At 37.4% G+C, this 25006-nt stretch carries 22 protein-coding genes and 1 pseudogene; 2 read left to right on the top strand and 21 right to left on the bottom strand.

The genetic code is table 11. The annotated features are described in order from the left end of the window. Positions 1-44: 44 nt before the first annotated feature. From rsgA to P0092_RS10300, 13 genes and pseudogenes are all read right to left on the bottom strand, one after another. A complete protein-coding gene (gene rsgA, locus P0092_RS10360) occupies positions 45-1094 on the bottom strand; it encodes a ribosome small subunit-dependent GTPase A (protein ID WP_004622308.1) in 1050 nt (349 codons plus the stop codon). Next, positions 1095-1244, bottom strand: a complete 150-nt coding sequence (locus P0092_RS10355) for a hypothetical protein (RefSeq protein ID WP_004622307.1) — start codon at positions 1242-1244, stop codon at positions 1095-1097. A gap of 448 nt (positions 1245-1692) precedes the next feature. Then, positions 1693-2604, bottom strand: a complete 912-nt coding sequence (locus tag P0092_RS10350; protein WP_004622306.1) for a PLP-dependent cysteine synthase family protein — start codon at positions 2602-2604, stop codon at positions 1693-1695. A gap of 8 nt (positions 2605-2612) precedes the next feature. Then, the gene (locus P0092_RS10345; protein ID WP_004622305.1) at positions 2613-3794 is read right to left on the bottom strand and encodes a trans-sulfuration enzyme family protein; all 1182 of its coding nucleotides are present in this window, start codon (positions 3792-3794) and stop codon (positions 2613-2615) included. Between the two features lie 78 nt (positions 3795-3872). Then, a pseudogene (locus tag P0092_RS10340) lies at positions 3873-4304 on the bottom strand (radical SAM protein); the annotation flags it as partial. A 109-nt stretch (positions 4305-4413) separates the two neighbouring features. Beyond that, positions 4414-4584 carry a YezD family protein gene (locus tag P0092_RS10335; RefSeq protein ID WP_004622303.1) on the bottom strand — a complete coding sequence of 57 codons (171 nt, stop codon included), beginning with the start codon at positions 4582-4584 and terminating at the stop codon, positions 4414-4416. Positions 4585-4764: 180 nt separating this feature from the next. Then, complete coding sequence (gene trmD / locus P0092_RS10330) at positions 4765-5451, bottom strand: tRNA (guanosine(37)-N1)-methyltransferase TrmD (protein WP_004622302.1); 687 nt, start codon at positions 5449-5451, stop codon at positions 4765-4767. After that, positions 5451-5960 carry a ribosome maturation factor RimM gene (gene rimM, locus P0092_RS10325; protein WP_004622301.1) on the bottom strand — a complete coding sequence of 170 codons (510 nt, stop codon included), beginning with the start codon at positions 5958-5960 and terminating at the stop codon, positions 5451-5453. The genes trmD and rimM overlap by 1 nt, the downstream gene beginning before the upstream one ends. A gap of 68 nt (positions 5961-6028) precedes the next feature. Next, a complete protein-coding gene (locus P0092_RS10320; RefSeq protein WP_040759474.1) occupies positions 6029-6259 on the bottom strand; it encodes a KH domain-containing protein in 231 nt (76 codons plus the stop codon). A gap of 148 nt (positions 6260-6407) precedes the next feature. Next, positions 6408-6653 carry a 30S ribosomal protein S16 gene (rpsP, locus tag P0092_RS10315; RefSeq protein WP_004622299.1) on the bottom strand — a complete coding sequence of 82 codons (246 nt, stop codon included), beginning with the start codon at positions 6651-6653 and terminating at the stop codon, positions 6408-6410. Positions 6654-6695: 42 nt separating this feature from the next. Beyond that, positions 6696-8042 (bottom strand): signal recognition particle protein, encoded by a 1347-nt coding sequence (ffh, locus tag P0092_RS10310; RefSeq protein WP_276187190.1) that lies wholly within the window; start codon positions 8040-8042, stop codon positions 6696-6698. Between the two features lie 35 nt (positions 8043-8077). Continuing rightward, a complete protein-coding gene (ylxM, locus tag P0092_RS10305) occupies positions 8078-8434 on the bottom strand; it encodes a YlxM family DNA-binding protein (RefSeq protein WP_004622297.1) in 357 nt (118 codons plus the stop codon). 114 nt (positions 8435-8548) lie between these two features. Further along, entirely contained in the window at positions 8549-9325 is a 777-nt protein-coding gene (locus tag P0092_RS10300; RefSeq protein WP_004622296.1) for an NYN domain-containing protein, read from the bottom strand. A gap of 438 nt (positions 9326-9763) precedes the next feature. On the opposite strand from P0092_RS10300, the gene P0092_RS10295 reads away from it, so the two are divergent. Together P0092_RS10295 and coaW are read left to right on the top strand one after the other, a co-directional pair. Next, on the top strand, positions 9764-11416 hold the full coding sequence (locus tag P0092_RS10295) for an OPT/YSL family transporter (RefSeq protein WP_004622295.1): 1653 nt from the start codon (positions 9764-9766) through the stop codon (positions 11414-11416). A 23-nt stretch (positions 11417-11439) separates the two neighbouring features. Further along, entirely contained in the window at positions 11440-12285 is an 846-nt protein-coding gene (coaW, locus tag P0092_RS10290) for a type II pantothenate kinase (RefSeq protein ID WP_004622294.1), read from the top strand. Positions 12286-12359: 74 nt separating this feature from the next. Here the strand turns inward: coaW and P0092_RS10285 are convergent, their stop codons facing one another. From P0092_RS10285 to ftsY, 8 genes are all read right to left on the bottom strand, one after another. After that, positions 12360-14246: an LTA synthase family protein gene (locus P0092_RS10285; RefSeq protein ID WP_004622293.1), complete on the bottom strand. Its 1887-nt coding sequence runs from the start codon at positions 14244-14246 to the stop codon at positions 12360-12362. 122 nt (positions 14247-14368) lie between these two features. After that, complete coding sequence (gene nrdG / locus P0092_RS10280) at positions 14369-14878, bottom strand: anaerobic ribonucleoside-triphosphate reductase activating protein (protein WP_004622292.1); 510 nt, start codon at positions 14876-14878, stop codon at positions 14369-14371. 69 nt (positions 14879-14947) lie between these two features. Beyond that, positions 14948-17260, bottom strand: coding sequence for an anaerobic ribonucleoside triphosphate reductase (locus tag P0092_RS10275; RefSeq protein ID WP_004622291.1), 2313 nt, complete (start codon positions 17258-17260; stop codon positions 14948-14950). A 497-nt stretch (positions 17261-17757) separates the two neighbouring features. After that, positions 17758-17979, bottom strand: coding sequence for a YdbC family protein (locus P0092_RS10270; RefSeq protein WP_004622290.1), 222 nt, complete (start codon positions 17977-17979; stop codon positions 17758-17760). A 21-nt stretch (positions 17980-18000) separates the two neighbouring features. Further along, positions 18001-18978 carry an ROK family protein gene (locus P0092_RS10265; RefSeq protein ID WP_004622289.1) on the bottom strand — a complete coding sequence of 326 codons (978 nt, stop codon included), beginning with the start codon at positions 18976-18978 and terminating at the stop codon, positions 18001-18003. Between the two features lie 53 nt (positions 18979-19031). Then, the gene (locus tag P0092_RS10260; RefSeq protein WP_004622288.1) at positions 19032-20912 is read right to left on the bottom strand and encodes an APC family permease; all 1881 of its coding nucleotides are present in this window, start codon (positions 20910-20912) and stop codon (positions 19032-19034) included. Positions 20913-21165: 253 nt separating this feature from the next. Beyond that, complete coding sequence (locus tag P0092_RS10255) at positions 21166-23994, bottom strand: UPF0182 family membrane protein (RefSeq protein ID WP_004622287.1); 2829 nt, start codon at positions 23992-23994, stop codon at positions 21166-21168. 27 nt (positions 23995-24021) lie between these two features. After that, entirely contained in the window at positions 24022-24930 is a 909-nt protein-coding gene (gene ftsY, locus P0092_RS10250) for a signal recognition particle-docking protein FtsY (RefSeq protein ID WP_004622286.1), read from the bottom strand. Between the last annotated feature and the right edge of the window lie 76 nt (positions 24931-25006).

Below are 25006 nucleotides of genomic sequence, written 5' to 3'. Positions count from 1 at the left end.
TTCTAAATTATAATACTTAATTTATATCTCGGTTATGTCTACTCTTACTTTTTTCGTAATTCCTTCTGAAGCTTTGAAATCTGTCGTCCCCACTGCTTTTCCTGTAATCTCAGCTTTCCCTCCTTTTTAGCCTCGAGGTGTGCCATTTCCTTTTGCAGTTTAAGCCAGCTTTCCCATCTGGCAATGTCAAGTTCCCCGGAGTTCAGTGCAAATCTGACAGCACATCCCGGTTCATTTTGGTGTTTACAATCATAAAACCGGCATTGACCGGTAAGTTTTTCCACATCCCCGAACATTATTTCCATACCCGTGTCGGACTCCCAAATGGACAGTGCTCTCATTCCCGGTGTATCCATGAGTATTCCTCCCCCGGGTAAAAGTACAAGTTCCCTGTGAGTAGTGGTATGTCTGCCCCTGCTGTCGTCCTCCCTTATCTCATGTGTTTTTAGAAGTTCTTTATCCGCCAGAGTATTTAAAAGTGTTGATTTGCCCACTCCTGATGAACCCAGTAAGGCTATTGTTTTACCTGGTAACAGAAATTTTTTTATTTCTTCTAATCCTTCCCCCGTCTTACTGCTGATACTTATTACTTCAACACCCGGTGCAGATGCCGTTGCTACAGCCAGCTTCTGCGGTATGTCATCACAGCAGTCCGCCTTGGTAAGCACTACAACAGGCAGTGCTCCACTGTCCCAGGCTGCTATAAGGTATCTTTCCAGTCGTTTCATATTGAAGTCCCTGTTTAATGACTGTATAAGGAAAACAGTATCGACATTTGCGGCAACTATCTGCTCCTTTGCTTCTATACCTGCAGCAGCCCTTGAAAACTTTGTCTTTCTTGAAAGTACAAAGCGTACTAACGGAAATTCAGCAGTTTCAGTTTCTTCAAGGCCAATCCAGTCACCCACGGCAAGATGTAAATAGTTATTATCCTTATGCAAGGGTCTGTTAACAAATACTTCTCCCTTGTGGGTAACAACTCTCAACATTTGCCCGTAGTCAGCTATTATTCTTGCCGGGTACATGTTTTGGGCCTGCATTTTGTTCCATTCACTCTCAAAATACTCGTCCCAGCCATATTCATTTATATTCATTTATTGCCCATCCTTTATAATTTTCTTTTCTTCCTGCCTTCTTTTCTTTTTGTTTCTCATATTGTTCTCCTGAACTCTGGTTCTGGGATTTATAACCCAGCTTCCACGTATTTCTTTCATATAATCAAAAGTAGTTTTCTTTTTTGCCATTATCATCACTCCATTTTATAATTTTTCTAAATAAATTTATTATTCCATTCATACCTTTTCGCAACCCTAAAAAGCATACAAAAAACCCGCAGACACGACCACCTGCGGGTATAAAAGAGATTTTACAATGCAAAAAGTGCAATAAAAAAACACGCTACTTAAATGCGTGCCGACACATAACTGCATATATACACGATATAGGTTGCTCGAAAGAAGCTGCACGGTATAATCTATATACTGTGCAATATTTAATTAATAAAAAACCACCTCAACATTTTTTACAGACATTTAAACAACTCCTTTCATACTTATTATCCATACATTTCTAATTATACAAAACATATCAGCAATTGTCAATTGAGACTTAAATTTGAATCTTTAATTGCAAAAAATCAAAGGGGTATATGGTTTACAGCCGTGTATACCCCTTTTTTGGAGGATGTATTGTTTATTTGAAGATGTTTTTACTTATGTACCTGTCACCACGATCAGGAAATATAACTACAATATTTGCATTTTCAACCTTTTGCGAAATGACCTTTGCAGCATACATTGCAGCTCCTGAAGAAGTTCCTACAAGCAAACCCTCTTGTTTAGCAAGGAGTTTCACCTCTTCAAGAGCCTGACTGTCATTAACTTTTATTACTTCATCAATCAGGGAGGAATCCATGGTTTCGGGCATAAACGTATTTCCTATTCCTTCTATTGAGTAACATCCCGGCAATCCTCCTCCCATTGTGGAGCCAACGGGGTCAGCCAGTACCCCTTTTATATTTTTATTTTGCTCCTTCAAGTACTTCATTACTCCTGTTATTGTACCGCCGCTACCTGCTCCGGCCACTACATAGTCTATTTTCCCTTCAATATCACTATATATTTCAGGTCCTGTGGTTTCATAGTGAATCTTTGGATTCACTTGATTGGTAAACTGGCTAAGGCATACGGAATTGTTTACTTCTGCCAGCAGTTCCTCTACTTTTTCAAAGGCACCGTTCATTCCCTTTTCAAGGGGGGTATGTATTATTTCAGCTCCCAATGCCTGCATTATAACCAGTTTCTCATGTGAAAATTTCTCAGGAACTGCAAAAATAATCCTGTATCCTTTGTTTAATGCAGCTAAAGCTATTCCAATACCCGCATTTCCGGCTGTAGCCTCTACGATTGTATAACCTTTTTTTAAGATTCCTGTGTTCTCTGCGTCTTCTATTAGTGCAACACCCATTCTGTCTTTTACACTGCCTCCGGGATTAAAAAGCTCTAATTTTGCATAAATATTTACATCTACTTTTATATTGTAATGATTAAGTTTAAGAAGGGGTGTACCGCCTATAAGCTCTCGAATATCATTGTAATATCTCATAAACAACCTCACTTTCCTGCTTTTTTAAAAGCATTTTCCAGATCGTTTATAAGTGTGCCACTGTCCTCTATCCCAACAGATAGTCTTATAAGGTTGTCAACGATTCCCACTTTTTGTCTTACCTCATAAGGAATAGAAGCATGTGTCATACTAGCCGGATGGCTCACCAGAGATTCAACTCCGCCCAGACTTTCGCCAAGGGTTATTACTTTTATATTTCTGAAAAACTCCTTTATATCATAATCCTCTGACAGTACAAAGGAAATCATTGCTCCCGGGCCATAAGCCTGTTGTTTATGAACGGAATATCCCTCATTTTCGGGTAACCCCGGATAATATATTTTTGTTACTCCGGCATGGTTTTTCAGATATTCAACTAAATATTCTGCATTCTCAACATGTCTGTCCATACGAACCGTCAGCGTCTTTATTCCTCTTACAAGGAGCCACGAATCAAAAGGAGAGAGAACGCCTCCTGTAGCATTCTGTATAAATTTTAAACGCTCTCCAATGTTGTTGCCCTTTGCCACAACCAGCCCCGCAATTACGTCACTATGCCCTCCCAGATATTTTGTAGCACTGTGTAGTACTATGTCTGCACCCAGATTTAACGGCCTTTGGAGATATGGAGTCATAAAAGTATTGTCAACTATAACCAAGGCCCCGTGTCTATGGGCGATTTCTGAAATACCTCTTATATCTGTTATTGTAAGCAAAGGATTGGCAGGACTTTCTATTAATATTGCCTTCACCTTTGGATTAATCCGTTTTTCTACCTCTTCTAAATCAGAGGTATCTACTATTTCATAATCTATATTGAAATTTTTAAAAATCTTGTCAAGTATTCTGAAGGTTCCTCCATAGATATTGCTGGGTATTATAACACTATCTCCGCTTTTGAGCAGCATTAATACTGCAGTTATAGCTGCCATTCCTGAGGCAAATGCCAGACCTGTCGCTCCGGCCTCCAGTTCTTTTATAAGTATTTCCAAGGCCTCCCTTGTAGGATTGCCCGTTCTTGAATATTCATATCCGCTATTTACACCAAGCTCCTGCTGTTTGTAGGTTGAGGTCTGATATATTGGTACACTTACGGCACCTGTTCTTTCATCACCTTCTGTCCCTCCGTGTATTACCAGCGTACTAATTAAGCTTTGCAAGTCTGCCTCTGTTATCATGTCACTTTCCATACTAAATCCCCCTTTGGATGTTTGATTAATTAGTCCTGACTATTCTTTACCTATATGTGTGTAAAACCTTGTCATATATACCCCTGCATTAATAATTCTCTCGGAGCATTTGTCAAGCATAAGACCGTTTGTACTAAGACATTTGATTAAATCAGGGTATTTATTGTCCAATATTTCAAAAGTCTCAAGAGCATCTTCGGTAGCAAGTGTTTCCCCGGGACCTGCAATACCCGCCACGCTTATTTCAGGGCAAAGTTTCAATGCTTTAGCTATAATTGTAACCGCGTCCTTGGGAGTAAGTACTTTTGCTGCAACGCCCGGTCTGTTTTCAATTTTATTTAAGCACCTTTTGCAGAATTTACACTGAATGTTACAGGTAGGACTAACAGGCAAATGTATTCTTCCGTATTTAAAATGTGCCCTTTCACTAAAACACGGGTGTTTTCCCAAAAGATGATCAAATTTCCCAACAGTTTTCACTTCTTCGATTTCAACCTTGCAGTTTGTCATAGTACCGCCCCCCCTTTATGTGTATGTACAATAAAAAAAGCCAAGCAAAACCAACAATGGTTTTAACCTAGCCTCTAATTTTTTTAGTCAACTAAATCTATATATTCTATTATTTTACCCTGACCTTTTCATTTTTTTCCAGTTGTATCAGATTTCCATCTTGAAAGACCAAAGTAATTGAGCCATATCTTATTGATTTGGCCATATCATATAGTTTTTGAATATCTTGTTCTGAGATTGGTACTTTTGATTGCTCAATACTTTGCTGATGTTGACCCATAACAGCACCACCTTTTCATTTCAATTAAACATTAATAATTCCTAGTAAATTTATAATTCATATATGTTTAATATGTTATTGATATTATATTACTACTTGAATTATTTGTCAATAGTTATATTAATTTATTCAAAATAAAAAAAGCACTCCTTTTAATTTAAAGGAATGCCTGTATATTTATTATTTAAATTTCTCATACAAATCAGGTCTCTTTTCCCTGGTTCTGTTCAAGGACTGCTGCATCCGCCATTTATCTATATTTGCATGATGTCCCGACAATAATACATCAGGAACCTTATTTCCATTGTAATCTGCGGGTCTTGTATACTGAGGATATTCCAAAAGTCCGTTAAAGTGTGATTCGTCACTGAAAGAGCCTTCCGTTGATAATACTCCGGGAATAAGTCTGCTTACGCAATCAATAAGAACCATAGCCGGCAGCTCACCGCCTGTAAGTACATAATCTCCAATAGAAATTTCTTCGTCAACTATTTCTTCTATTATACGTTCGTCAATGCCTTCATAGTGTCCGCATAAAAGAATCAGATGTTCCTGCGTTGACAGCTCTTTGGCCATATCCTGAGTTAATACTTTGCCCTGTGGACTCATGTACAATACTTTAGGCTTTTGCTCCATTTCTTCTGTTATGGCTTTGTAGGCATCTATAACAGGCTGGCACATCATTACCATTCCATTGCCTCCGCCAAAAGGATAGTCATCAACTTTTCTGTGTTTGTCTTTTGAATAGTCTCTGATATTTACCGCATTTACTTCAACAAGGCCGTTTTTCTGGGCACGCCCGATAATGCTTTCTCCCATTACGCTAACAAATAACTCCGGAAACAGCGTCAGTACGTCAAATTTCATCAATCAAGCAGTCCTTTCGGTAATATAACTGAAATTTTTCCTTCTTCAATAGAAATCTCTTTCACAACACTCTTTAGTGCGGGTACAAGAATTTCTTTTGCTTCGGAATCTCTTACAACATATACATCATTACTGCCTGTCTGTATTACATCCTTTAATTCTCCAAGAAGCTGATTGTTTTCATCATAGACCTTCAGTCCAAGAATATCAGCTATAAAAAATGAGTTTTCAGGAAGCTTTACGGCATTTGCCCTGTCCACTTTAAGGTAAAAGCCCTTGAGCTTTTCAGCTTCTTCAATGCTGTCTATGCCCTCAAATTTTATTATAACAAATTGCTTGAAAAATTTAACACCACTTATATTGCACTTCTCAAGACTGCCATTTTTATCTATATAAACCCATTTTAGTTTTCTGAACCTCTGAGGATCATCAGTTTGGGCTGTTGCCTTCAGTTCACCCTTTACGCCATGGGTATTTACCAATTGTCCTACAATCAAATATTCCAGCATATTGTCACCATGCCTTTACCAAAAATATGACTTTCCAAACGCAAGTAAAGGGGCTTATGCCCCTTATCTCACTGAATGATATCAACAACCACTCTTCTGTTATCCTTGACTGCAGCAGCCTTGACAACAGTTCTGATTGCTTTGGCAATTCTGCCTTGTTTGCCTATAACCTTGCCCATATCGTCTTTTGCAACTTTGAGTTCAAGTATTATGGACTTTTCATTCTGAATTTCATTTACAAAAACCTCATCCGGATAATCCACAAGGGCTCTTGCAATACTTTCAAGTAATTCTCTCATCATATTAGCCTCCATGAGCCTAAAGCGGCTTTCGAATTGTAACTAAATGAATTCCTTTATTCTCGGTATGTAAGAGAATAAAAGAGGCTAACCCCAGCCAAATAAAACACAAGGGCCTTTTAGCCCCTTTGTTTTATACTTTAGATAATTATTCAATAATACCTTGCTTCTTAAGAAGTGACTTAACTGTATCAGTTGGTTGTGCACCGTTCTTTATCCATTTTTGAGCCTTTTCAGCATCAATTTTAACCTGAGCTGGTTCTACAACAGGATTATAAGTACCGATTTCCTCGATAAATCTACCGTCTCTTGGGTATCTTGAATCAGCAACAACTACTCTGTAAAAAGGGTTCTTCTTAGCACCCATTCTCTTTAAACGAATCTTTACTGCCATTTATTTTCACCTCCTTCAAAGGATTATAATCAAAATCATTTATCAAAAAGGCATCTTAAACTTTCCAAGCCCGCCTTTTTTACCTTTCTTGCCCATGTCACTCATCATTTTCATCATTTTCTTCATCTGTTCAAACTGCTTTAAGAGTGCATTTACTTCCTGTATGGTAGTACCGCTTCCCGCAGAAATTCTTTTTCTGCGGCTTCCGTTTATTATTGACGGATCCAGTCTTTCTTTTCTTGTCATTGACTGTATAATAGCTTCCGTACGTCCCATCTGCTTCTCATCAATATCTATGTCCTTTAAAGCCTTTGAATCCACACCCGGCATCATGCCAAGCAAATCACCGATAGGTCCCATCTTCTTTATTTGCTGCATCTGGTCCAGAAAATCCTCCAGAGTAAACGTCATGGTACGCATTTTCTTTTCCAGTTCAATAGCCTTTTTCTCGTCATATGCTTCCTGAGCTTTTTCTATGAGACTGAGAACGTCGCCCATTCCAAGTATTCTGGATGCCATTCTGTCAGGGAAAAACGGTTCAATATCGTTGAGTTTTTCGCCCATTGCGGCAAATTTTATTGGCTTACCTGTTACGGATTTAACAGAAAGAGCAGCACCGCCTCTTGTATCACCATCAAGCTTCGTAAGAACTACTCCGTCAATACCCAGCTTTTTATTAAAGGTTTCAGACACGTTTACTGCATCCTGACCTGTCATGGAGTCAACAACCAAAAGTATTTCGTGGGGTTTAACTGAATTCTTTATATTTAACAGTTCATCCATAAGTTTTTCGTCAATATGGAGTCTTCCTGCCGTATCAATTATAACCAAATCATGCTGTTTCTTTTCTGCAAAGCTAACTGCTTCTTTAGCTATTTGAACAGGATTCTGATTGTCCTCCAGTGTAAATACAGGAATATTTAACTGATTACCCAACACTTGAAGTTGCTTTATAGCTGCCGGACGGTATACGTCACAAGCAACAAGCAAAGGGTTTTTCCCCTGTTTCCTCAAGAGATTTGCAAGTTTTCCCGCCGTAGTGGTTTTACCTGCACCCTGAAGCCCTGCCATCATAAAAATTGTGGGGGGTTTTGATGCAAAGGTTACCTTGCTTTGCTCCCTGCCAAGCAATTCTATCAGTTCTTCATGAACTATCTTAACTACCTGCTGCCCCGGTGTAAGGCTCTCCAATACATCAGAACCTACCGCTCTTTCAGATACTTTGCTTATAAATTCTTTAACAACCTTAAAGTTTACATCGGCTTCAAGCAGAGCCAGCTTGATTTCTCTCATCATATCCTTTACATCTTTTTCGGATACTCTGCCCTGTCCGCGAATTTTCTTTATTGTCTCCTGGAGCTTTCCTGACAAACCCTCAAAAACTGACATCTAAAAACCTCCAATCTGCTAAACAAAAGCCTCTATTATATATTATTTGCCAAATCTTCTATTTCAGTAATTACTTTTTCAATAATATCTGTGTTTTCTTTGCCCAATTCATCAGGCCTGAGTTTCTTCATCATCTCAAGCACATTCTGTGCCTTGTGCTTTTGCTGTGAAAATTTACCGAGCAGTCCCAGTTTGTTTTCATATTCTACCAGCAGCGCCCTTCCGCGCTTTTCATTATCATATACACCCTGTCTGCTGATATTCAGCTGTTCTGCAATCTCTGTCAGAGTAAAATCATTGTTATAATGCAGATCAAGTATTTCATACTGCCTATCTGTCAGGAGCTGTCCGTAAAAATCAAGCAGCAGTGAAGTTTCATATATCTTATTCATATTAACCTCCATTAGTTAATGTGGGGTTAATCAAACTCATCGTCAAGTATTTTTACTTTACAGCTTATTTTAAAACAATCATAGTATATTGTCAAGTATTTTTACTTTACAAATCTAGTCTGTACGTTTGCTTCTGTTTCTGACGTAAATGTGTTTAATTTTAGAATTGTTGGTATCCCGTTCTTCTATTTCAAATTCTTTTAGCTTTCTTATCAAATGCGTCAGCTTGTAAAAACCAAAGTTTCTGGGGTCAAAGTCAGGCTGCTTCTTGATAATAAGATTGCCTACATCGCCTAGAAACGCCCAGCCGTTCTCATCCTCAACATCATTAATTGAAACGGATATTAGGTTTATTATATCCTTGCCAATGGATATAGTACCGCTTCTTTGTTCCTTTTCTGTTATTTCCTCTTTTTTGACCCCGCTATCAAATGTCCTGCTGTTTTGAAGTGAGGCACTTATTATTTCAATATATGTAAACTTGTCACAAGCTGCAATAAAAGGACTGGGGGTTTTCCTTTCCCCTATTCCATATACTTTTTTACCTGCTTCACGCAGTCTGGTAACCAGTCTGGTAAAGTCACTGTCACTGGATATTATGCAAAAACCTTCTACCTGGTCTGAATATAAAATATCCATTGCATCAATAATCATAGCCGAATCAGAAGAATTCTTGCCTGATGTATAACTGTACTGCTGTATCGGCGTTATTGCATTCTCCAATAGCACATTTTTCCAACCTGACATAGTTGGTTTGGTCCAATCAGCGTAAATCCTTTTTATCGTAGGGGTACCGTGCCTTGCAATCTCCTCCATAATACCCTTAACATTGCTATAAGGCACATTTTCTGCATCTATCAATACTGCAAGCCTCATTTCATCAGGACTCATTTTTCACTCTACTCCTTTCATTTATAAAATCACTTAACTTAATACTAGCACATTAAGCCCTTGTTTTGTATATAAAGTTAACTATTGCCTCTATTTTCCCAAAAATAATAATTGCACATTTGTTAAGATTGCACTGGTTTTTCTAATATGGTATCATATCTTATTAGCTGGTATTCATTATGAAACCAGACATGTTTTTACTAACTGTATTTAATTCGACTTATATCCCATTAGGGAATGAGAACGGGGGTTGATTCTATGATGTACTTCATATCTGTTTTTCAAACTTAAATCTTTTTCCAATTTATGTAAGTGTAATGTTTTATTATTAAAAGAAGTATCCGCCATATGCTACTTCTTTTATTTGATGCTGTTTAGCTATGAATAAATGGCATAAAACTTGTATAACATGTTTACTGAATGGGGAGGAGTTTTATTTTGAATAATAAGGAAAGAAATTTTATGGGCGTCGAGCAATTGTCACTGAGGAGTTTGATAATCGGCGCTCTGGGCTCTTGTGTCATAACTGCAAGTTCCATGTATGTCGCTTTGAGAATGAGTGCCCTTCCATGGCCCACAATTTTTGTAGCGGTATTGTCGATGGGTCTTCTGAAGCTTTTTGGAAAAACGACTAACAATGAAATCAATATAACGCAGACAGCAATGTCTGCAGGTGCAATGGTAGCCGGAGGAATCGCCTTTACTCTGCCCGGTTTATGGATTATGGGTATCTGGAAAGGCTCTGCAGATTTCTCATCAAACTATATTAAGGTATTAGCTATTGCTATTGCAGGTATGCTTTTAGGCAGTGTTACTTCCTACATTCTGCGATACAGATATATCGTAAAAAACGCTCTGCCCTTTCCAATCGGACAAGCTGCAGCTGAAACTATAAAAGCAGGCGACGATGGCGGTAAAAAATCCGTAGTTCTTTTTGGAACAATGTTTATTTCAACAGTTTATACATTTCTAAGAGATCAGATAGGGCTGATTCCCAATGCATTTATGTTTAATAAAAACTCACCTATTGGTGTATGGAATTCTCCTATGGCAGTGGGTATGGGCTACATTCTCGGAGCACTTTATACAGGGGTTTGGTTTCTGGGTGCATTATTCTCAAACGTATTTATAATTCCATTTGGCTTAAGACTGGGGTGGTTTCCAAATAAAGAAGCCGCATCTTCCTTTACAATCAGTGCGGGTATAGGACTTCTGGTAGGTACCGGTCTCGGTGTTTTGGTAGGGATAATATATTCATATATCAAAAAACTAAAAAACAGACAAAAGGATGTTTACTCAGAAAAAGCCAAAATTTTTAAAAATAAAAGTAACATTTTCAATCCCGGAAGAATTTTGATTGTATCGGGCACTGTCATAGCTTTCATTTTTACAGTTGCCACAGGAATTCCTGTGCTACCTTCTGTTTTACTGATTATAGGTATTTACGTCGTTTCTTTAATGGCTGCAACTATTACGGGCCAGACAGGTATAAATCCCATGGAAACATTTGGCATAATCCTTCTTCTGGCTATAAGGGTTTTTGTTAAAATTGATGCCACGGATGCACTGATGATTGCAGCTTGTACTGCTATTGCCAGCGGCTTCTCAGGAGACTTGTTCAATGATTATAAGGCAGGTCAGGTTTTGGGAACCAACCCCAAAGCACAACTGATTTCTCAGATTGTCGGAGGCGTTGTAGGTACTGTTGTAGCTTCCCTTTCTTTGTTTGCAATTATCAATCAATTTGGTGAGGTTGGCTCAAAGACTGCCTTACCCGCAGCTCAGGCAGTAAGTGTCTCAGCAATGATTAATGGAATAGGATATCCTGTTGTTTTTGGTATTGCCGTGGCCATAGGGGCTGTGCTATATCTTTTGGGGCTTCCAACTGCAACTCTCGGTATAGGAGTTTTCCTTCCCTTTACAATCTCATCTGCAGTATTTATAGGTGGAGTAATAAGGTTTATAGCAGACCGTGTAAGAAGTAAGTCATCAGAGGATGATGCCGGTACTGTTGCAGCTTCAGGGCTTCTTGGCGGTGAAGGTATCACAGGGGTTGGTATTGCATTGGTTAAAATGTTTACAAGAGCATAATTTTTAAAATGAGGAGTGGTTTTGTGGGTAAGGTAATAGGAATTGACCTTGGAGGAAGTACTACCAAGATTGTGGGTTTTGACGGTAAAATAATGATTAGTCCTTTTCTTGTTCGTGCAAATGACCCCATTGCATCGGTTTACGGAGCTTTTGGCAAATTCTTAAGTATAAATTCGTTTAAAATAGAGGACATTGAGCAGATTATGGTAACCGGCGTTGGTTCATCCTTTGTAGACAGCAGGCTTTTCGGCATACCTACAGCTAAAGTCGACGAATTTATGGCTATTGGTTTGGGCGGTCTGTTTCTAAGTAATTTGAAAAAGGCCATCATCGTAAGTATGGGGACAGGCACCGCACTCGTTAAAGCTGAAAATAATGCAGCTGTACATCTTGGAGGAACCGGTATCGGCGGTGGCACACTTCTGGGACTTTCAAACAGGATGCTCAATGTGCGACATTTTGATGAACTTATTGAGACAGCCTCCGAAGGAAATTTATCTAACGTTGACTTAACTATTGGTGACATATCCAAGGAAGTTCTTGAAACCCTGCCCAGTGAAACCACTGCATCTAATTTTGGGAAATTAAGCGACCTTGTAACAAAAGCGGATTTAGCACTGGGAATTATAAACCTTGTTTTTCAGACAATAGGAATGGTAGCTGTATTTAATACAAGAATTGATAATACCAAAGATGTTGTTCTCACAGGGAATCTTACAAATGTACCTCAAGCTAAAAACATATTTGATCAGCTCAGTGCATTATACAACGTTAACTTCCAAATACCTGAACATGCAGAGTATGCAACTGCAGTTGGTGCAGCAATATGTTTTAATACCGAAGGAATTTCAATGCGAGAAGTGTTGTAGCTATACTCATGTTAATAGGGATTGAGGCAAAACAGAAAAGCTTTCTGTTTTGCCTCAATCCCTTATTATTTATCTCATTCTGCTTTATCGCTGGTCATCCTGTAATACTGCCATATTTTCAGGTCTTGCACCATAGACTTCTGTATTTGTGTGAGCTTATCAGTGTACCCGTTCTTTGTTTTAAAATTGTATCGTGTTATAACAGGAAGTTCCTTTCTCAATTCATTCAGAAAATCAAAATAAGGATCGTATCCGTTATAGCCCATTAATTGCAGAACAATTGCTCCAAGATAGTTGGCACTGATTATATTATCCTCCGGCAAGCCAAGGTTTCGGGCAGAACTAGCAAAATCCAAACTATTGCCTGCACTATCGTTTGCCCAGATAATAAATGGCACTTCACGGCTCTTCATAGCCTGTTCTATTGTTCCGCTTTCATTTATATCAATACCGGCTTCTTTGTACGCAAGGTAACTGTCTCCCAATGAAGGCTTATGATCCCCGAAAAATACAAGGATAACAGGTTCCTGTCTTGTTCTGAAGTAATCCGTTAAGGTTTTAAGCAACTTATCCTCATCCCTTACACCCTCAAAATAATTTGATAAGAGGGTTTTGGCCTGAGAGGACAGCTGTTTGTCCGTGGGCACTTCTTTGACCTTTAAGCCTCCGTACTTACTAGCGGTATATGGCATATGATTCTGAATAGTTACATTGTAATTAAATACCGGATTTTTTCCTGAATCAGTATTTTCTTCGTACAGACTGATTATCTTTTCCCCTGCTGCTTTATCTGATATCAATGAACCCTTTAAGTCTTCGGGCTTATTAAATTTATCTATAAAGGTCTGGTTTTCCACCCCAAGGAAACTATATACGTTTGCCCTGTTATAAAACCAACTGTCACCGGGATGCATAAAATATTTCTTATATGAATCACCGCCTAATATTCCGGCAATGGATTTAATATTCCTGTGAATAAGTCTGAAAGACGATGTTGGTACTGTATTCAGGTTTACTGTCTGCATTCCCGTCATTACATCAAATTCGGTATTTGCTGTCCCACCGCCAAAATTAGGTACTACCAGATGCCCCGACACCGCATTTTTTTCCTTGTCTATAGCTTTGAAATTTTTGAGAGGATCATCCTCAGGGCTGAACTTGAAGGCTTTGTCCAAGCTTATATCAGAAAAGGCTTCGTTCATAACAATTATCACATTAGCCTTCACTTTTGGTGCAGCTTTTGTCTTTGTATATTTTTCAACCAACTTTTCTGCAGCAGCCTTACTGTATTTTTCAGGTACTTCCATCTTGTATGCACTCATATTATACAAGAAGCAATAATTGAAACCAATATCATTAAAAACAGCTGCTACATTTGCTTTCGACTTAGACGGCATTCTGTCGTATATTTGTCTGGAGCTGTATACAAAGGTATTTGATAAAATTGCTATCCCAACAATAGCAACACATCCTGCTATTTTAACGGGTACTTTTATTTTTTTAAACTTTATAAATACTCCTAATACCAACATGACTAAAGAAAATATCAGTACTACCGAGATTAAAGTAATATCCAGCTTCATCTTTGTATCTGACATTATATTAGCTGCCTCAGCACCAAGAAAAACATCCTGAGGTACAAAAGGATCATCTCTGAAAATAATCTTAAACCGATTTATCAGAGATAATGCATGGAATACTGTCGAAACCAAAGCAAATGAAAAAAACACGTTATTGAATACAAAGTAAAAAAACAATATGCCTGCAAAAACAGGAAACCCGTTAAGTATAAATAAAGAAGGATGTTTGAGTACATTTGCGGCTATGGTATGGAAATCATTTGGCTGAAGCAGAAAGCCTGTTATTGTTAAAAGCACTGTAAAAACAGCTATTAATACAAAAGTCCAAATATATCCCAATTCAATCCTTTTTTTAGATTTAGGCGGAAATAATTTCACCATTTTTAACTCCATTCCCGGAAAGTAAAAATAATATGTTATTTTACCTGCCGTTCCTTATTTACCTATACTATTTTAGGTCTAATAATTGTCTTTGTAAATAGCCCCGGTATCCATAATTTTATTTACAAATCAGCGAGCTCTATATTTCCACTTGCCAGACTTTTTTCCATATCAATAATACGTTGGTTTGCAGAACCTCTGAACCTAAGAATAAGATCCTTTTGTTCCTCTATAAATGGGCCGTCAACCAGTACTTTTATGTTATTAAGCAGTTCCGTCCAGCCTTTTATATGATTTTGATTTTTAATCAAGTGTTCGAAGGTATACCCTGAATAAACCATAACATTTAGTCCGAGTTTTTTAATTTCCCCGGCAAGAACCGCAAAAGCATCTGCCTGTTCAAATGGCTCTCCTCCGCTGAAAGTAACTCCGTCCAAAAGTGGATTTTTACGTATTTTCTCCACTATAGCTTCAATCTCAATAAGTTCACCGCCGTCAAAGGAATGAGTTTGGGGATTGTGACAACCCTTGCAGTTATGTCTGCAGCCTTGTGCAAAAATTACCATACGTATTCCCGGGCCGTCAGCAATAGACTCATTGATTATTCCTGATATTCTTATCTGTTTGCTCATCTTTATCACCACAATAAATATGCCAAATGATGTGACATTTGGCATATTTTATATTATTTATTGAATTATTTACATATGTTTTACTCTGTCACGTACCTCGGCTTTTTTAGCATCATTGAAACGCTCAAGTGTTCCTACAAGGTAACCGGTAATACGTCTGATTCTTTCAAAATGCCTATCCTCATCTTCATCTCTTCCGCACTTAGGACATGTATCGCCTATTATCCCCGTATAACCGCACACAGGGTCTCTGTCAACAGGATGGTTTACTGAGCCGTATCCTATTCCCGACTCCTTCATTGCCTTTATTATTTTTTCAAAGGCTTCAAGATTGTTCAGTGGATCACCGTCAACTTCGACATAGGTTATGTGTCCTCCATTTGTTAACTCATGGTATGGAGCTTCGGTTTTAATCTTGTCAATTGCATTTATCTTATAATAAACAGGCACATGGAAACTGTTTGTATAATATTCCTTATCTGTCACACCATCAATGCTGCCGAATACATTCTTATCATACTTTACAAATCTGCCGGACGTACCCTCTGCCGGAGTTGCAATAAGAGAAAAATTCATTTTGTACTTTTCGCTTGCTTCGTCCATCCTCTTTCTCATATAGCCTACAATTTCAAGTCCAAGATTCTGAGCTTGTTCAGATTCTCCATGGTGTTTTCCGATTAAAGCCTTTAGGCACTCTGCTAAGCCAATAAAGCCCATTGTAAGTGTACCATGCTTTAATACTTCACCTACTGTATCCTCCCAGTCAAGGTTTTCAGAATCAATCCATACTCCCTGTCCCATAAGAAAAGGAAAATTTTTAACCTTTTTCTTTGCTTGAATCAGATATCTTTCGTAAAGTTGGTCAGTTACCAAATCTATTTTCTTATCCAATTCTTCAAAGAAAATATTAAGATTTTTATTGCTTCTTAAGGCTATTCTGGGCAAATTTATAGTTGTAAAACTCAAATTACCCCTACCGAATATCACTTCCCTGTCCGGGTCATACGTATTTCCAACAACTCTGGTTCTGCAACCCATGTACGCAATCTCTGTATTGGGATCTCCATCCTTATAATATCTTAGGTTATATGGAGCATCAATAAAAGAAAAATTAGGAAATAATCTCTTTGCGCTGACACGGCAAGCCAGTTTGAAAAGATCATAGTTCGGGTCACTTTCCTTATAATTTATTCCGTCCTTTACCTTGAATATATGTATTGGAAATATTGGAGTTTCACCATTTCCAAGACCCTCTTCGGTAGCCAGTAAAAGATTTTTCACTACAAGCCGTCCTTCCGGAGAAGTGTCAGTCCCGTAATTTATGGAACTGAAAGGCGTTTGTGCTCCTGCTCTGCTATGCATAGTGTTAAGGTTATGAACAAATGCTTCCATAGCCTGATATGTGATTCTGTCAGTCTCTTCTTCAGTTTTCTTTACTGCAAATTTCTGAGCCTTTTCAAGCAAGGACTCATCAGGAATATATTTCAGCAGAATTTTCTTTTCTGCTTTAACATATGCTTCCATCCTATTTAATGCCGGCCTTATACCGAATTCTTTATATATTTCTTCACGGGCTTCTGCAATCTCTTTTGAAAAATCATTTTCGAGGAGTAATTCCAACGATTTCTTTAAATTCTGCTTATATCCCTTTTCAAATGTCTTTGCAACACCCATTGACATTCCGTAATCAAAATTCGGAATACTTTGACCACCATGCTGATCATTCTGATTTGACTGGATTGCAATACAAGCCAAGGCTGAATAGCTGCTGATATCGTTTGGTTCTCTCAGGTATCCGTGTCCTGTACTGAAACCACCTCTAAACAGCTTCTGTATATCTATCTGACAGCAGGTAGTAGTCAAGGTCAAAAAATCCAGGTCATGTATATGTATATCCGCATTATTATGTGCTTGCGCATGCTCCGGTTTAAGTACATACATTTCATAGAATTGTTTTGCACCCTCCGAGCCATATTTAAGCATAGTTCCCATAGCAGTATCACTGTCTATGTTTGCGTTTTCACGTTTTAAATCATTATCTTTTGCATCTTTGAAAGTAAGCTCTTCATAAACCTTCATTAAGCGTGTGTTCATCTCACGTACCTTTGTTCTGTCAGCCCTGTACAAAATGAACTCCTTGGCCGTTTTTGCATGGCCTGTCTCAATTAACACTTTTTCAACTGCATCCTGTAATTCTTCAACACTGGGTATCCTTCTGTCAAGACTTGATTCAATGAAATCAGCAACTCTTTCTGCCAACTCCATTGCCGTCCTGTAATCTTTACCTCCGGTAGCACTAGCTGCCTTAAAAATAGCATTGGCAATTTTTTCAATGTTAAATGGTACTTCTCTTCCGTCACGCTTTCTGATTTTGGTTATCATGTGGCTAGCCACCCTTCTCAATTTTTTTCTTTTGCAGTATAGTAATTATTTTTCCTTTTGCCAAAAAGCAAAATATGCGCACAAATAAAAATGTGCAGAGGAAATTGCACAATAAATACGACCACAAGCAACATCGCAGTAGCTTGGGACATCTTGTTTATGCTGTTGTACCTTATTTATTTTATGTTTTGAATATGTATTGTATTCATCTCCCACAACAATATGTTGTGCAATTATACTATCACTCTCAAGATATTGTGTCAACAAGTTATTATTTTGATGTATCTAAATGTAAGCCTGTATGCTTTAATTAAGATTTATTTTCTGCCTATATCGTTTTTTGTTTTGATTTTTTACTATATAATATTGCAGGCAAAAAATAGCAAATAAAATAGCATAATAACCTATATGCAATAAAAATCTAGCATACAAAAACCTACTTAAAATAGGTTTTTACGAGTTATTATGCTTTTATTTGCTCTATTATTTCCCAACTTCTATATGTCCAAGCTGTTTAAAAGTTTCTTCAGTTCTACCACTTCTTCTCTTGTGAGTGTAACACCCTTCCCCATCTTTTCGTGCTCCGGAGACCAATCCCTGATATCATACTTTGGGTCTCTATCATTCCAGCTGACCAAATTAAATTCCTTGTACCAGCCTTTGCCGGACTCTGATAAGGTACCAATATTTTCGGTTATTTCAAACTTTATTTCAGCCATAAATAACAATCCTCCCAAATTTTATACTAAGTCATCAAGTTTTTCGTCCTTAAAAGACCCTAACATAGCCGCACCTACTACAATACCCGCATTACCCATCTCAGCCATTTTAAATTCCGGAAGATTAAGTTCTTTGGAATATATTCTATCTTTTAAAAGCTCGACTAACGGGTTTACAATAGTATTTCCCAATTTACTTATAGGCCCTGCAATTATTACAACTTCAGGCATTAATATATTTACAATGTTTGTTAAGCCTTCAGCAAAATACTCAATGAACTCAGAGCAAAGCTTTTTGGCCATTTCATCACCGGCCTTCGCAGCTTCAAATACTGTTAATTCAGTTATCTGTGCAACATTATTCATAACCATTTTTCCTAAAATGGAATCCGGATTATCTGCTGCCAGTTGTTTGGTTTGATTAATAAGAGAAGACCCCGATACATACTGCTCCCAACAACCTTTTCTACCACAGCTGCATTGCCTTCCATTATACTCTATAACCATATGGCCGAACTCTGTCCCACCGAAGTTAAATCCGTTATATATACTTCCGTCAATAATAATTCCTCCGCCTATGCCCACTCCTACTTTTATAATAAGTGAACTTTCAGTACCGTATGCGGCACCAAGCAGATATTCGGCTATAGCTACACAGTTTGCATCATTTTCAACAAAGACAGGGAGATTTATGTGCTTCTGAATCTCATTTCTGATGTGAGCATTCGTGAAATTCAGGGAGTAGTTTTTTATAACAATGCCGCTCTTATTATCGGTCACTCCGGGACATCCTACTCCTATATATTTGATATTTTTTATTTCAATATCTTCATCTTCAGCTATTTTTTTGATTAATGTACAAACATCCTTAATTATTTCCTGAAACTCTCTGTCTTTATTCGTGGGCACAGTATCTCTGCGAATTAATTTACCATTTTTGTCAAGTATACCTGCAACTATATTTTTGACTCCCAATTCAATACCAATAGTATATTTCATTTAACACGCCTCATTTATATAATGATATTATTTATTTCTCTATAACATGCTAATCAATCATATTTACGACTGTTAAGAACAAAATCATCGTCCCTTAATTGTAAAGGCATAACTGATACAACTATATGTTTATGCTTTAAAAGTTCCTTTTCAACATAATATCTGGTATTGTTGTGAAGGAATCTATGCCACCATTTCTTAACAGCGAATTGCGGAAGTATAACAGTTATCATATCACCGTTCTGATAGTCGTACTCAGCCGACTCAATGAATTTAAGCATCGGGTCAACAACTTTTCTAAAAGGCGAATACTTGACAACTATAGGAATATCCATATTCAATGCTTTATATTTTTCTTTTATTTTTTTTGCATCTGCTTCATCAATGACCACACTAAAAGCAGTTATATTGTCAGATATTGTTCTTGCATACCTAAGTGCTCTCAGGCTTGACCTGTTAATACTTTCTATTGGGACAATAACTCTGTTTCTGTAAACAGCCTTATTTATATCAAAGTTAGCGATTTCTTCAGGCTTGAGCCTTAACTGTCTCATAACAGCTTCATAGTGCTTCTTTACCTTGAATATTAACAAAATAAGTATTGGTATAAGTATTACAACCAGCCATGCACCTTCCCTGAACTTAGTAAAGGCAATGATTATAACAACAATACCTGATACAATTGCTCCTGTCCCGTTAATTATAGCTTTGTGCTTCCAGCCCTTTTCTTTGCTCCTCTTCCACTTTATAAACATACCGGTCTGAGACAGTGTAAAGGAGATAAATACACCTATTGCATAAAGTCCTATCAATTTTGAAACATCTGCCTTAAATACAACCATTAAGACACTTGCAAGTACTGACAACAGAATTATTCCGTTGTCATAACTGAGTCTGTCACCTCTCATACTTAGCTGTCTTGGAGCATATCCGTCTTTTGCCATAATTGATATCAGCATTGGGAACCCCGAATAAGCCGTGTTGGCTGCAAGAACAAGTATGATAAATGTAGTAGCAGTTATATAATAGAACATAAAATCAAACTTGGTATTATGGAAAATTTCACCGGCTATCATTACAAGCATAGCATTTCCATGAGATGGATTAACATGGTATATGTTTGCTATTATAGAACTTCCGCCGAACAAAACAAGAATAACCATGGACAAAAGAAACAGAACTCTTTTAGCATACTTTGTACTTGGGTTCTTGAAGTTTGGTACTGCATTACTTACTGCCTCGACACCCGTAACAGCGGCACAACCATTTGAGAAAGCAGTCAGCACTAACATTAAGGTCAAAGGTTTCACAACGTCAGGCATATCCGCAGCCGGTGGAGGAACATATCCTCCGGCCACCTTTGCAAAACCGGCAGCTATCATAACAACCATACCGATTATAAATGCATAAGCAGGAATACCAAAAACTCTTGAAGACTCTCTTATTCCTCTTAAATTACCTATCATAAGCAAAATTACCATAGCAACTGCTATGACAACCGAGTACGGCTTAAAGCCCTTAAAAGCCGTTGTAAACTGCTCAACTCCGGATGAAATACTTACCGCTACAGTCATTACATAGTCAACAGACAAGGCAGCCCCTGCTGTAACTCCTGCAAGAATTCCGAGATTCTCCTTTGCAACAACATACGCGCCGCCGCCATTTGGATAACTGTCAATAACCTGTCTGTATGACAACATCAATATCATAAGCAGACATATAATTGCAATAGATATATACGACAACTGTCTAAAAGCCAACATACCCACCGCAGGTATCAAAACCATCAAAACTTCCTGACCTGCATAGGCTACCGAAGAAATAGCATCACTGGACAAAATCGGAAGCCCCCAGAGAACTCCCATTTTTTGATCCTGCAATGCTTCGTTCTTTAACGGTTTGCCGACCAATATTCTTCTTACCTTCTTAAACATAAATGCCTCACCATTTTTAAGTTATTTAGTTTTATTATTTACATTGCTGCATTTGCCACAAGGAATATTATGGCAAAACGCTTATTGTATTCTAATACTTTTCTAACTAATTTTCAATAGCAAATTTAATAAATAATATCCTGCTGCATAAGATAGTATTATATACATTTTTTATAATTTAGCAACATTTTTCTACAATAAAAATGGGAATAGCTCCATTTAAGGAAGCTATTCCCAAACCATTTAACAAATATTACTTTCTAAGAGTTTTTAAAAGATCATTTATCTCTTGAGATTGTTTCATAAGCTGATCCAATTTTTGCTGTAATTCATCCAGTTTTTGTTTGTCTACACTTTGTGATGCATCAGTTGAAGGTGCTGTTGTATTGCCTTGCTGACCTTGGTTATTAGTAGTAGGTTTTCCATCTGCAGGTTTTCCATTACCCCCGAAAAGATTGTTTAGTGCACTTTCAAGGTTATCCCCTATTCCGTGTTTAAAATCTGCTCCCTGTTGGTATCCCACTACTACCCTTTTAACCTGTGGAATGGATGAAGCACTGTTTGCCTGTATATATATTGGTTCTACATACAAAATGCTGTTTTCTATAGGTATTACGAGAAGGCTTCCCTTGAACACCCTTGAACCACCCTGACCCCAAAGTGTCATATCCTCAGATATTTCACTAATTTGATTTATATTTACCTCAAACTGATCAGGGCCAAGAATATTAGTATTTTTAGGGAAGTTAAACAGTATCATTTTCCCGTAATTTTCTATATCATTGCGAACTGCCAGCCACGATACCATGTTGTGCTTCTCTCCTGAAGGAGTGAAAGGCCTCATAAGAATGAGTTCTTCATTTTTGCCGATATCTCCGGGCAGTTTTACCATATTGTAGTATGCATCAATATCCCTAGCACCGCCTTCGTTTTTTGTATCAGGATATTTTGCAATACTCCATTCGTCCTGTCCCGTATAGAAGGTTGATATATTTTCTTCCTTTTTAGGGTCTAAATGGTATTTTTTGAGTACTTCGGTTTGAAGCTTGAAAAGTGTTTCAGGATACCTTACGTGGGATGCAAGATCCGCAGGAAATGCTTCTTTTGCAAAAAGTCCCGGATATACACTTTGATAAGCTTTTATTATAGGGTCTTCCTTATCTATAACGTAGTACTTCACTGTGCCGTCATAAGCATCAACAGTTACCTTTACGGAGTTTCTTATATAATTGATACCGTTGAGTCCTTGAAGGTCGCTGTCATCTGATTGCGCATAATAATACTGTGAGTACGGATAGTTGTCGGATACGCTATACGCATCCAGAACCCATACAAGCTTTCCGTCAGCAGTTATGTTCAGTGCAGGGTCGGTATCAACTTTTAAAAATGGTATTCCCTTCTGAGCTCTCTCTACAACATTTCTGTTAAGTAGAATTTTAGAGTCAGATGATATATTGCTTGAGACCAAAAGGTTAGTATCCGCATATTTAAGTGCAAAAAGTACCCTGTTTAAAAAGTTCATTTTTATTTTGTTGTACTTGTCTCCTTGCTCATCAAAATAACTGACCGCTGTTCCGTCATAGTCTATTTCTGAAAGCTTTCCGGCACTCTTTGGGTTTACTATTACATAGTTGTTGGTTAGCTGACCGTAATAAATTCTTGGTTGTGTAACTTTCAGGTTTACTTTGTCAACAGTATCCATTTTAAGTCCGCTTATCAAAAAATCTACCTGCCCCTGTGCTGTCAATTTGTTTATTGGATTTGCAACAACACCGTAACCGTGTGTATATTTGAAGGTTTTATTTACAAAGTTCTGATTACTGAGATAATTTGAGTTTATTTCTCTGGCAGAAATCAGTACAGGTATTTCTTTTCCGTTTACTGTGTAGTTTAAAATGTCTCCGTTATGGAAGGTGTAGAAGTTCGTATTACTCTGAAGCTGTTTGTTGCTGTTCAAAGTAGGTGTATAGTCAACTACACGTATATTGTCCACTGTGTTTCTGTTATTGTTTATTATTTCAGGAGTCAGTTCATCTATTTTACTGAAATCGTAGGGTTGAATTTTATCCAGCCCAAAAGCCGCTCTGGTTTCAGTCATATTATTCTTTAGATATTTATCTTCAAATTCAATTTCATTTGGCCCTACAATAGCTTTCTGTATTATTGTTGAAGCAAAAGTAAGTAAAATAAATAATACAGGAAAAGTTGCAATTACAAAAGCTGACTTTTTTAACTTTCCCTTCCACATAAAGAAGCCTGCCAATAAAACAATTACAAGAAGAATTACCGGAGCTATTGTATAGTATTTAATCCATATATTTGTATCAACATAGCCGGTTCCTGTTATATCCTTACTGGTAAAATTTGTAAAGAGCAGTGACTCCCTTTGAAACTTGAAGGAAACTGTTTTTAGTATAAAGAAAATTGCTACATTTATGAGATTATGTCTTAAAATAGTTTTGTCCTTTAAATCTTTACCCGACAAAGTGCCGTTTAACGCCGACATCAGGACAATCAAATAGTATGCAGCTGTGTAAAATACAAGGAATAGCCACAAATTAGATATAAAACTAAACAGGGACATATAAAATGGTCTCTGAAACATGTAATAGCCAATATCCTGTCCGAATTGAGGATCTTTTATACCAAAATTTGCTGAATTTAGAAACAGAAGTGCTTTATTAAAAAAGAACTCCTTAGTGAGAAACGCTCCCAATATACCTATTACCAACGCAACAGGAGCATTAATCAGTTTCCTCTGCTCAAGGTTATTGCTTGTAAAGTACTTTTTTAGATTTCTCCTAATCATTTTATTTGTAATAAATACAAATAAAGTAATGCATACAAAACTGATTATAAAGAATACCGTTTTGTATAAAATGTTTTTTGTGAATACGGTAGTGTAATCAGCATTTGGATTTAATTCCTTTAGCTGAATCAATTCCATGTATATAGAACTTCCTATTATTGCAGCAACTACTATTAATGCAAAAACTATCAATGCAGTAATTTTTCCCTTGCCGCCTTTGTGACTCTTTTGCATTTTTTCCTTTTCTTTGTAGTAATCGTATACTTCTTCCATTTATTCTTCTCCCTTCACATTCATATTTTATGAAAACAAGGCTTCTATAAACTCCCCTGCATCAAATTTCTGCAAGTCATCCAGCTGTTCTCCTACGCCTATCAATTTTACAGGTATATCAAGCTCTGATTTAATGGCTACAACTATTCCTCCTTTGGCGGTTCCATCCAATTTTGTTAATACTATACCTGTAATATCAGAGGTTTCGCTGAAGGTTTTTGCCTGTGCAATGGCATTCTGACCTGTAGTTGCGTCAAGAACCAGAAGCGTTTCTCTGTCTGCTCCCGGAAGTTCCCTTTCAAGTACTCTTGAAACCTTTTTAAGTTCTTCCATAAGATTCTTTTTGGTGTGAAGCCTTCCTGCAGTATCGCATATCAAAAGGTCTGCATTTCTGGACTTAGCAGCCTGCACAGCATCAAATATAACAGCTGCCGGGTCTGAACCCTCCTTTTGCATTATTATCTCGGTACCCACTCTTTGTGCCCAGACCTCCAGTTGGTCAATAGCTGCTGCTCTGAAGGTATCTCCTGCTGCTAACAGCACTTTTTTACCCTGACTTTTATACAAATTTGCAATTTTACCTATAGAGGTTGTCTTACCGACTCCATTTACTCCTATTACTATAATAACAGACGGTTTTGTATTGAGATTCATTTCATTACCGCCCTTTTCAAGTATTTCTTTAAGTGTTTCCTTGAGCAGGCCTTTTACATCTTTCGGGTCAATTATCTTCCTATCTTTTACTTTTTCTTTCAAATCTTCTATAACTTTCATTGTTGTTTCTATTCCAATGTCAGAAGTAATCAAAATCTCCTCAAGTTCATCAAAGAGTTCTTCGTCAACCTTTCCAAAAGAAACAAGTACTTGGTCTATTTTTTCAGTTATGCTTTTACGTGTTTTTTGAAGTCCTTCTTTAAGTTTGTCAAAAAATCCCATTTACAGCCTCCGTAAGATATTTTTTATATTATAATGTACTCTCTTTACTATATAAATGTCTTTTAAAATAAGTTTT

The sequence above is a fragment of the Ruminiclostridium papyrosolvens DSM 2782 genome (assembly GCF_029318685.1).
Taxonomy (GTDB): domain Bacteria; phylum Bacillota; class Clostridia; order Acetivibrionales; family DSM-1351; genus Ruminiclostridium; species Ruminiclostridium papyrosolvens.
Note: the sequence above shows the minus strand (reverse complement) of the source record. Positions and strands in the feature narration are given on the sequence as shown.

What these genes read in the sequence shown, in the direction of transcription:
- ftsY (WP_004622286.1), bottom strand. Translation starts at nt 24,930, where the DNA reads ATGGGATTTTTTGACAAACTTAAAGAAGGACTTCAAAAAACACGTAAA.
- P0092_RS10265 (WP_004622289.1), bottom strand. Translation starts at nt 18,978, where the DNA reads ATGAAATATACTATTGGTATTGAATTGGGAGTCAAAAATATAGTTGCA.
- rimM (WP_004622301.1), bottom strand. Translation starts at nt 5,960, where the DNA reads ATGCTGGAATATTTGATTGTAGGACAATTGGTAAATACCCATGGCGTA.
- rsgA (WP_004622308.1), bottom strand. Translation starts at nt 1,094, where the DNA reads ATGAATATAAATGAATATGGCTGGGACGAGTATTTTGAGAGTGAATGG.
- P0092_RS10355 (WP_004622307.1), bottom strand. Translation starts at nt 1,244, where the DNA reads ATGGCAAAAAAGAAAACTACTTTTGATTATATGAAAGAAATACGTGGA.
- P0092_RS10270 (WP_004622290.1), bottom strand. Translation starts at nt 17,979, where the DNA reads ATGGCTGAAATAAAGTTTGAAATAACCGAAAATATTGGTACCTTATCA.
- rpsP (WP_004622299.1), bottom strand. Translation starts at nt 6,653, where the DNA reads ATGGCAGTAAAGATTCGTTTAAAGAGAATGGGTGCTAAGAAGAACCCT.
- P0092_RS10255 (WP_004622287.1), bottom strand. Translation starts at nt 23,994, where the DNA reads ATGGAAGAAGTATACGATTACTACAAAGAAAAGGAAAAAATGCAAAAG.
- ylxM (WP_004622297.1), bottom strand. Translation starts at nt 8,434, where the DNA reads ATGAATAAGATATATGAAACTTCACTGCTGCTTGATTTTTACGGACAG.
- P0092_RS10285 (WP_004622293.1), bottom strand. Translation starts at nt 14,246, where the DNA reads ATGGTGAAATTATTTCCGCCTAAATCTAAAAAAAGGATTGAATTGGGA.
- P0092_RS10335 (WP_004622303.1), bottom strand. Translation starts at nt 4,584, where the DNA reads ATGGGTCAACATCAGCAAAGTATTGAGCAATCAAAAGTACCAATCTCA.
- trmD (WP_004622302.1), bottom strand. Translation starts at nt 5,451, where the DNA reads ATGAAATTTGACGTACTGACGCTGTTTCCGGAGTTATTTGTTAGCGTA.
- nrdG (WP_004622292.1), bottom strand. Translation starts at nt 14,878, where the DNA reads ATGAGCAAACAGATAAGAATATCAGGAATAATCAATGAGTCTATTGCT.
- P0092_RS10320 (WP_040759474.1), bottom strand. Translation starts at nt 6,259, where the DNA reads ATGAGAGAATTACTTGAAAGTATTGCAAGAGCCCTTGTGGATTATCCG.
- P0092_RS10275 (WP_004622291.1), bottom strand. Translation starts at nt 17,260, where the DNA reads ATGATAACCAAAATCAGAAAGCGTGACGGAAGAGAAGTACCATTTAAC.
- P0092_RS10345 (WP_004622305.1), bottom strand. Translation starts at nt 3,794, where the DNA reads ATGGAAAGTGACATGATAACAGAGGCAGACTTGCAAAGCTTAATTAGT.
- P0092_RS10260 (WP_004622288.1), bottom strand. Translation starts at nt 20,912, where the DNA reads ATGTTTAAGAAGGTAAGAAGAATATTGGTCGGCAAACCGTTAAAGAAC.
- P0092_RS10300 (WP_004622296.1), bottom strand. Translation starts at nt 9,325, where the DNA reads ATGAGTCCTGATGAAATGAGGCTTGCAGTATTGATAGATGCAGAAAAT.
- P0092_RS10350 (WP_004622306.1), bottom strand. Translation starts at nt 2,604, where the DNA reads ATGAGATATTACAATGATATTCGAGAGCTTATAGGCGGTACACCCCTT.
- ffh (WP_276187190.1), bottom strand. Translation starts at nt 8,042, where the DNA reads ATGTCAGTTTTTGAGGGTTTGTCAGGAAAGCTCCAGGAGACAATAAAG.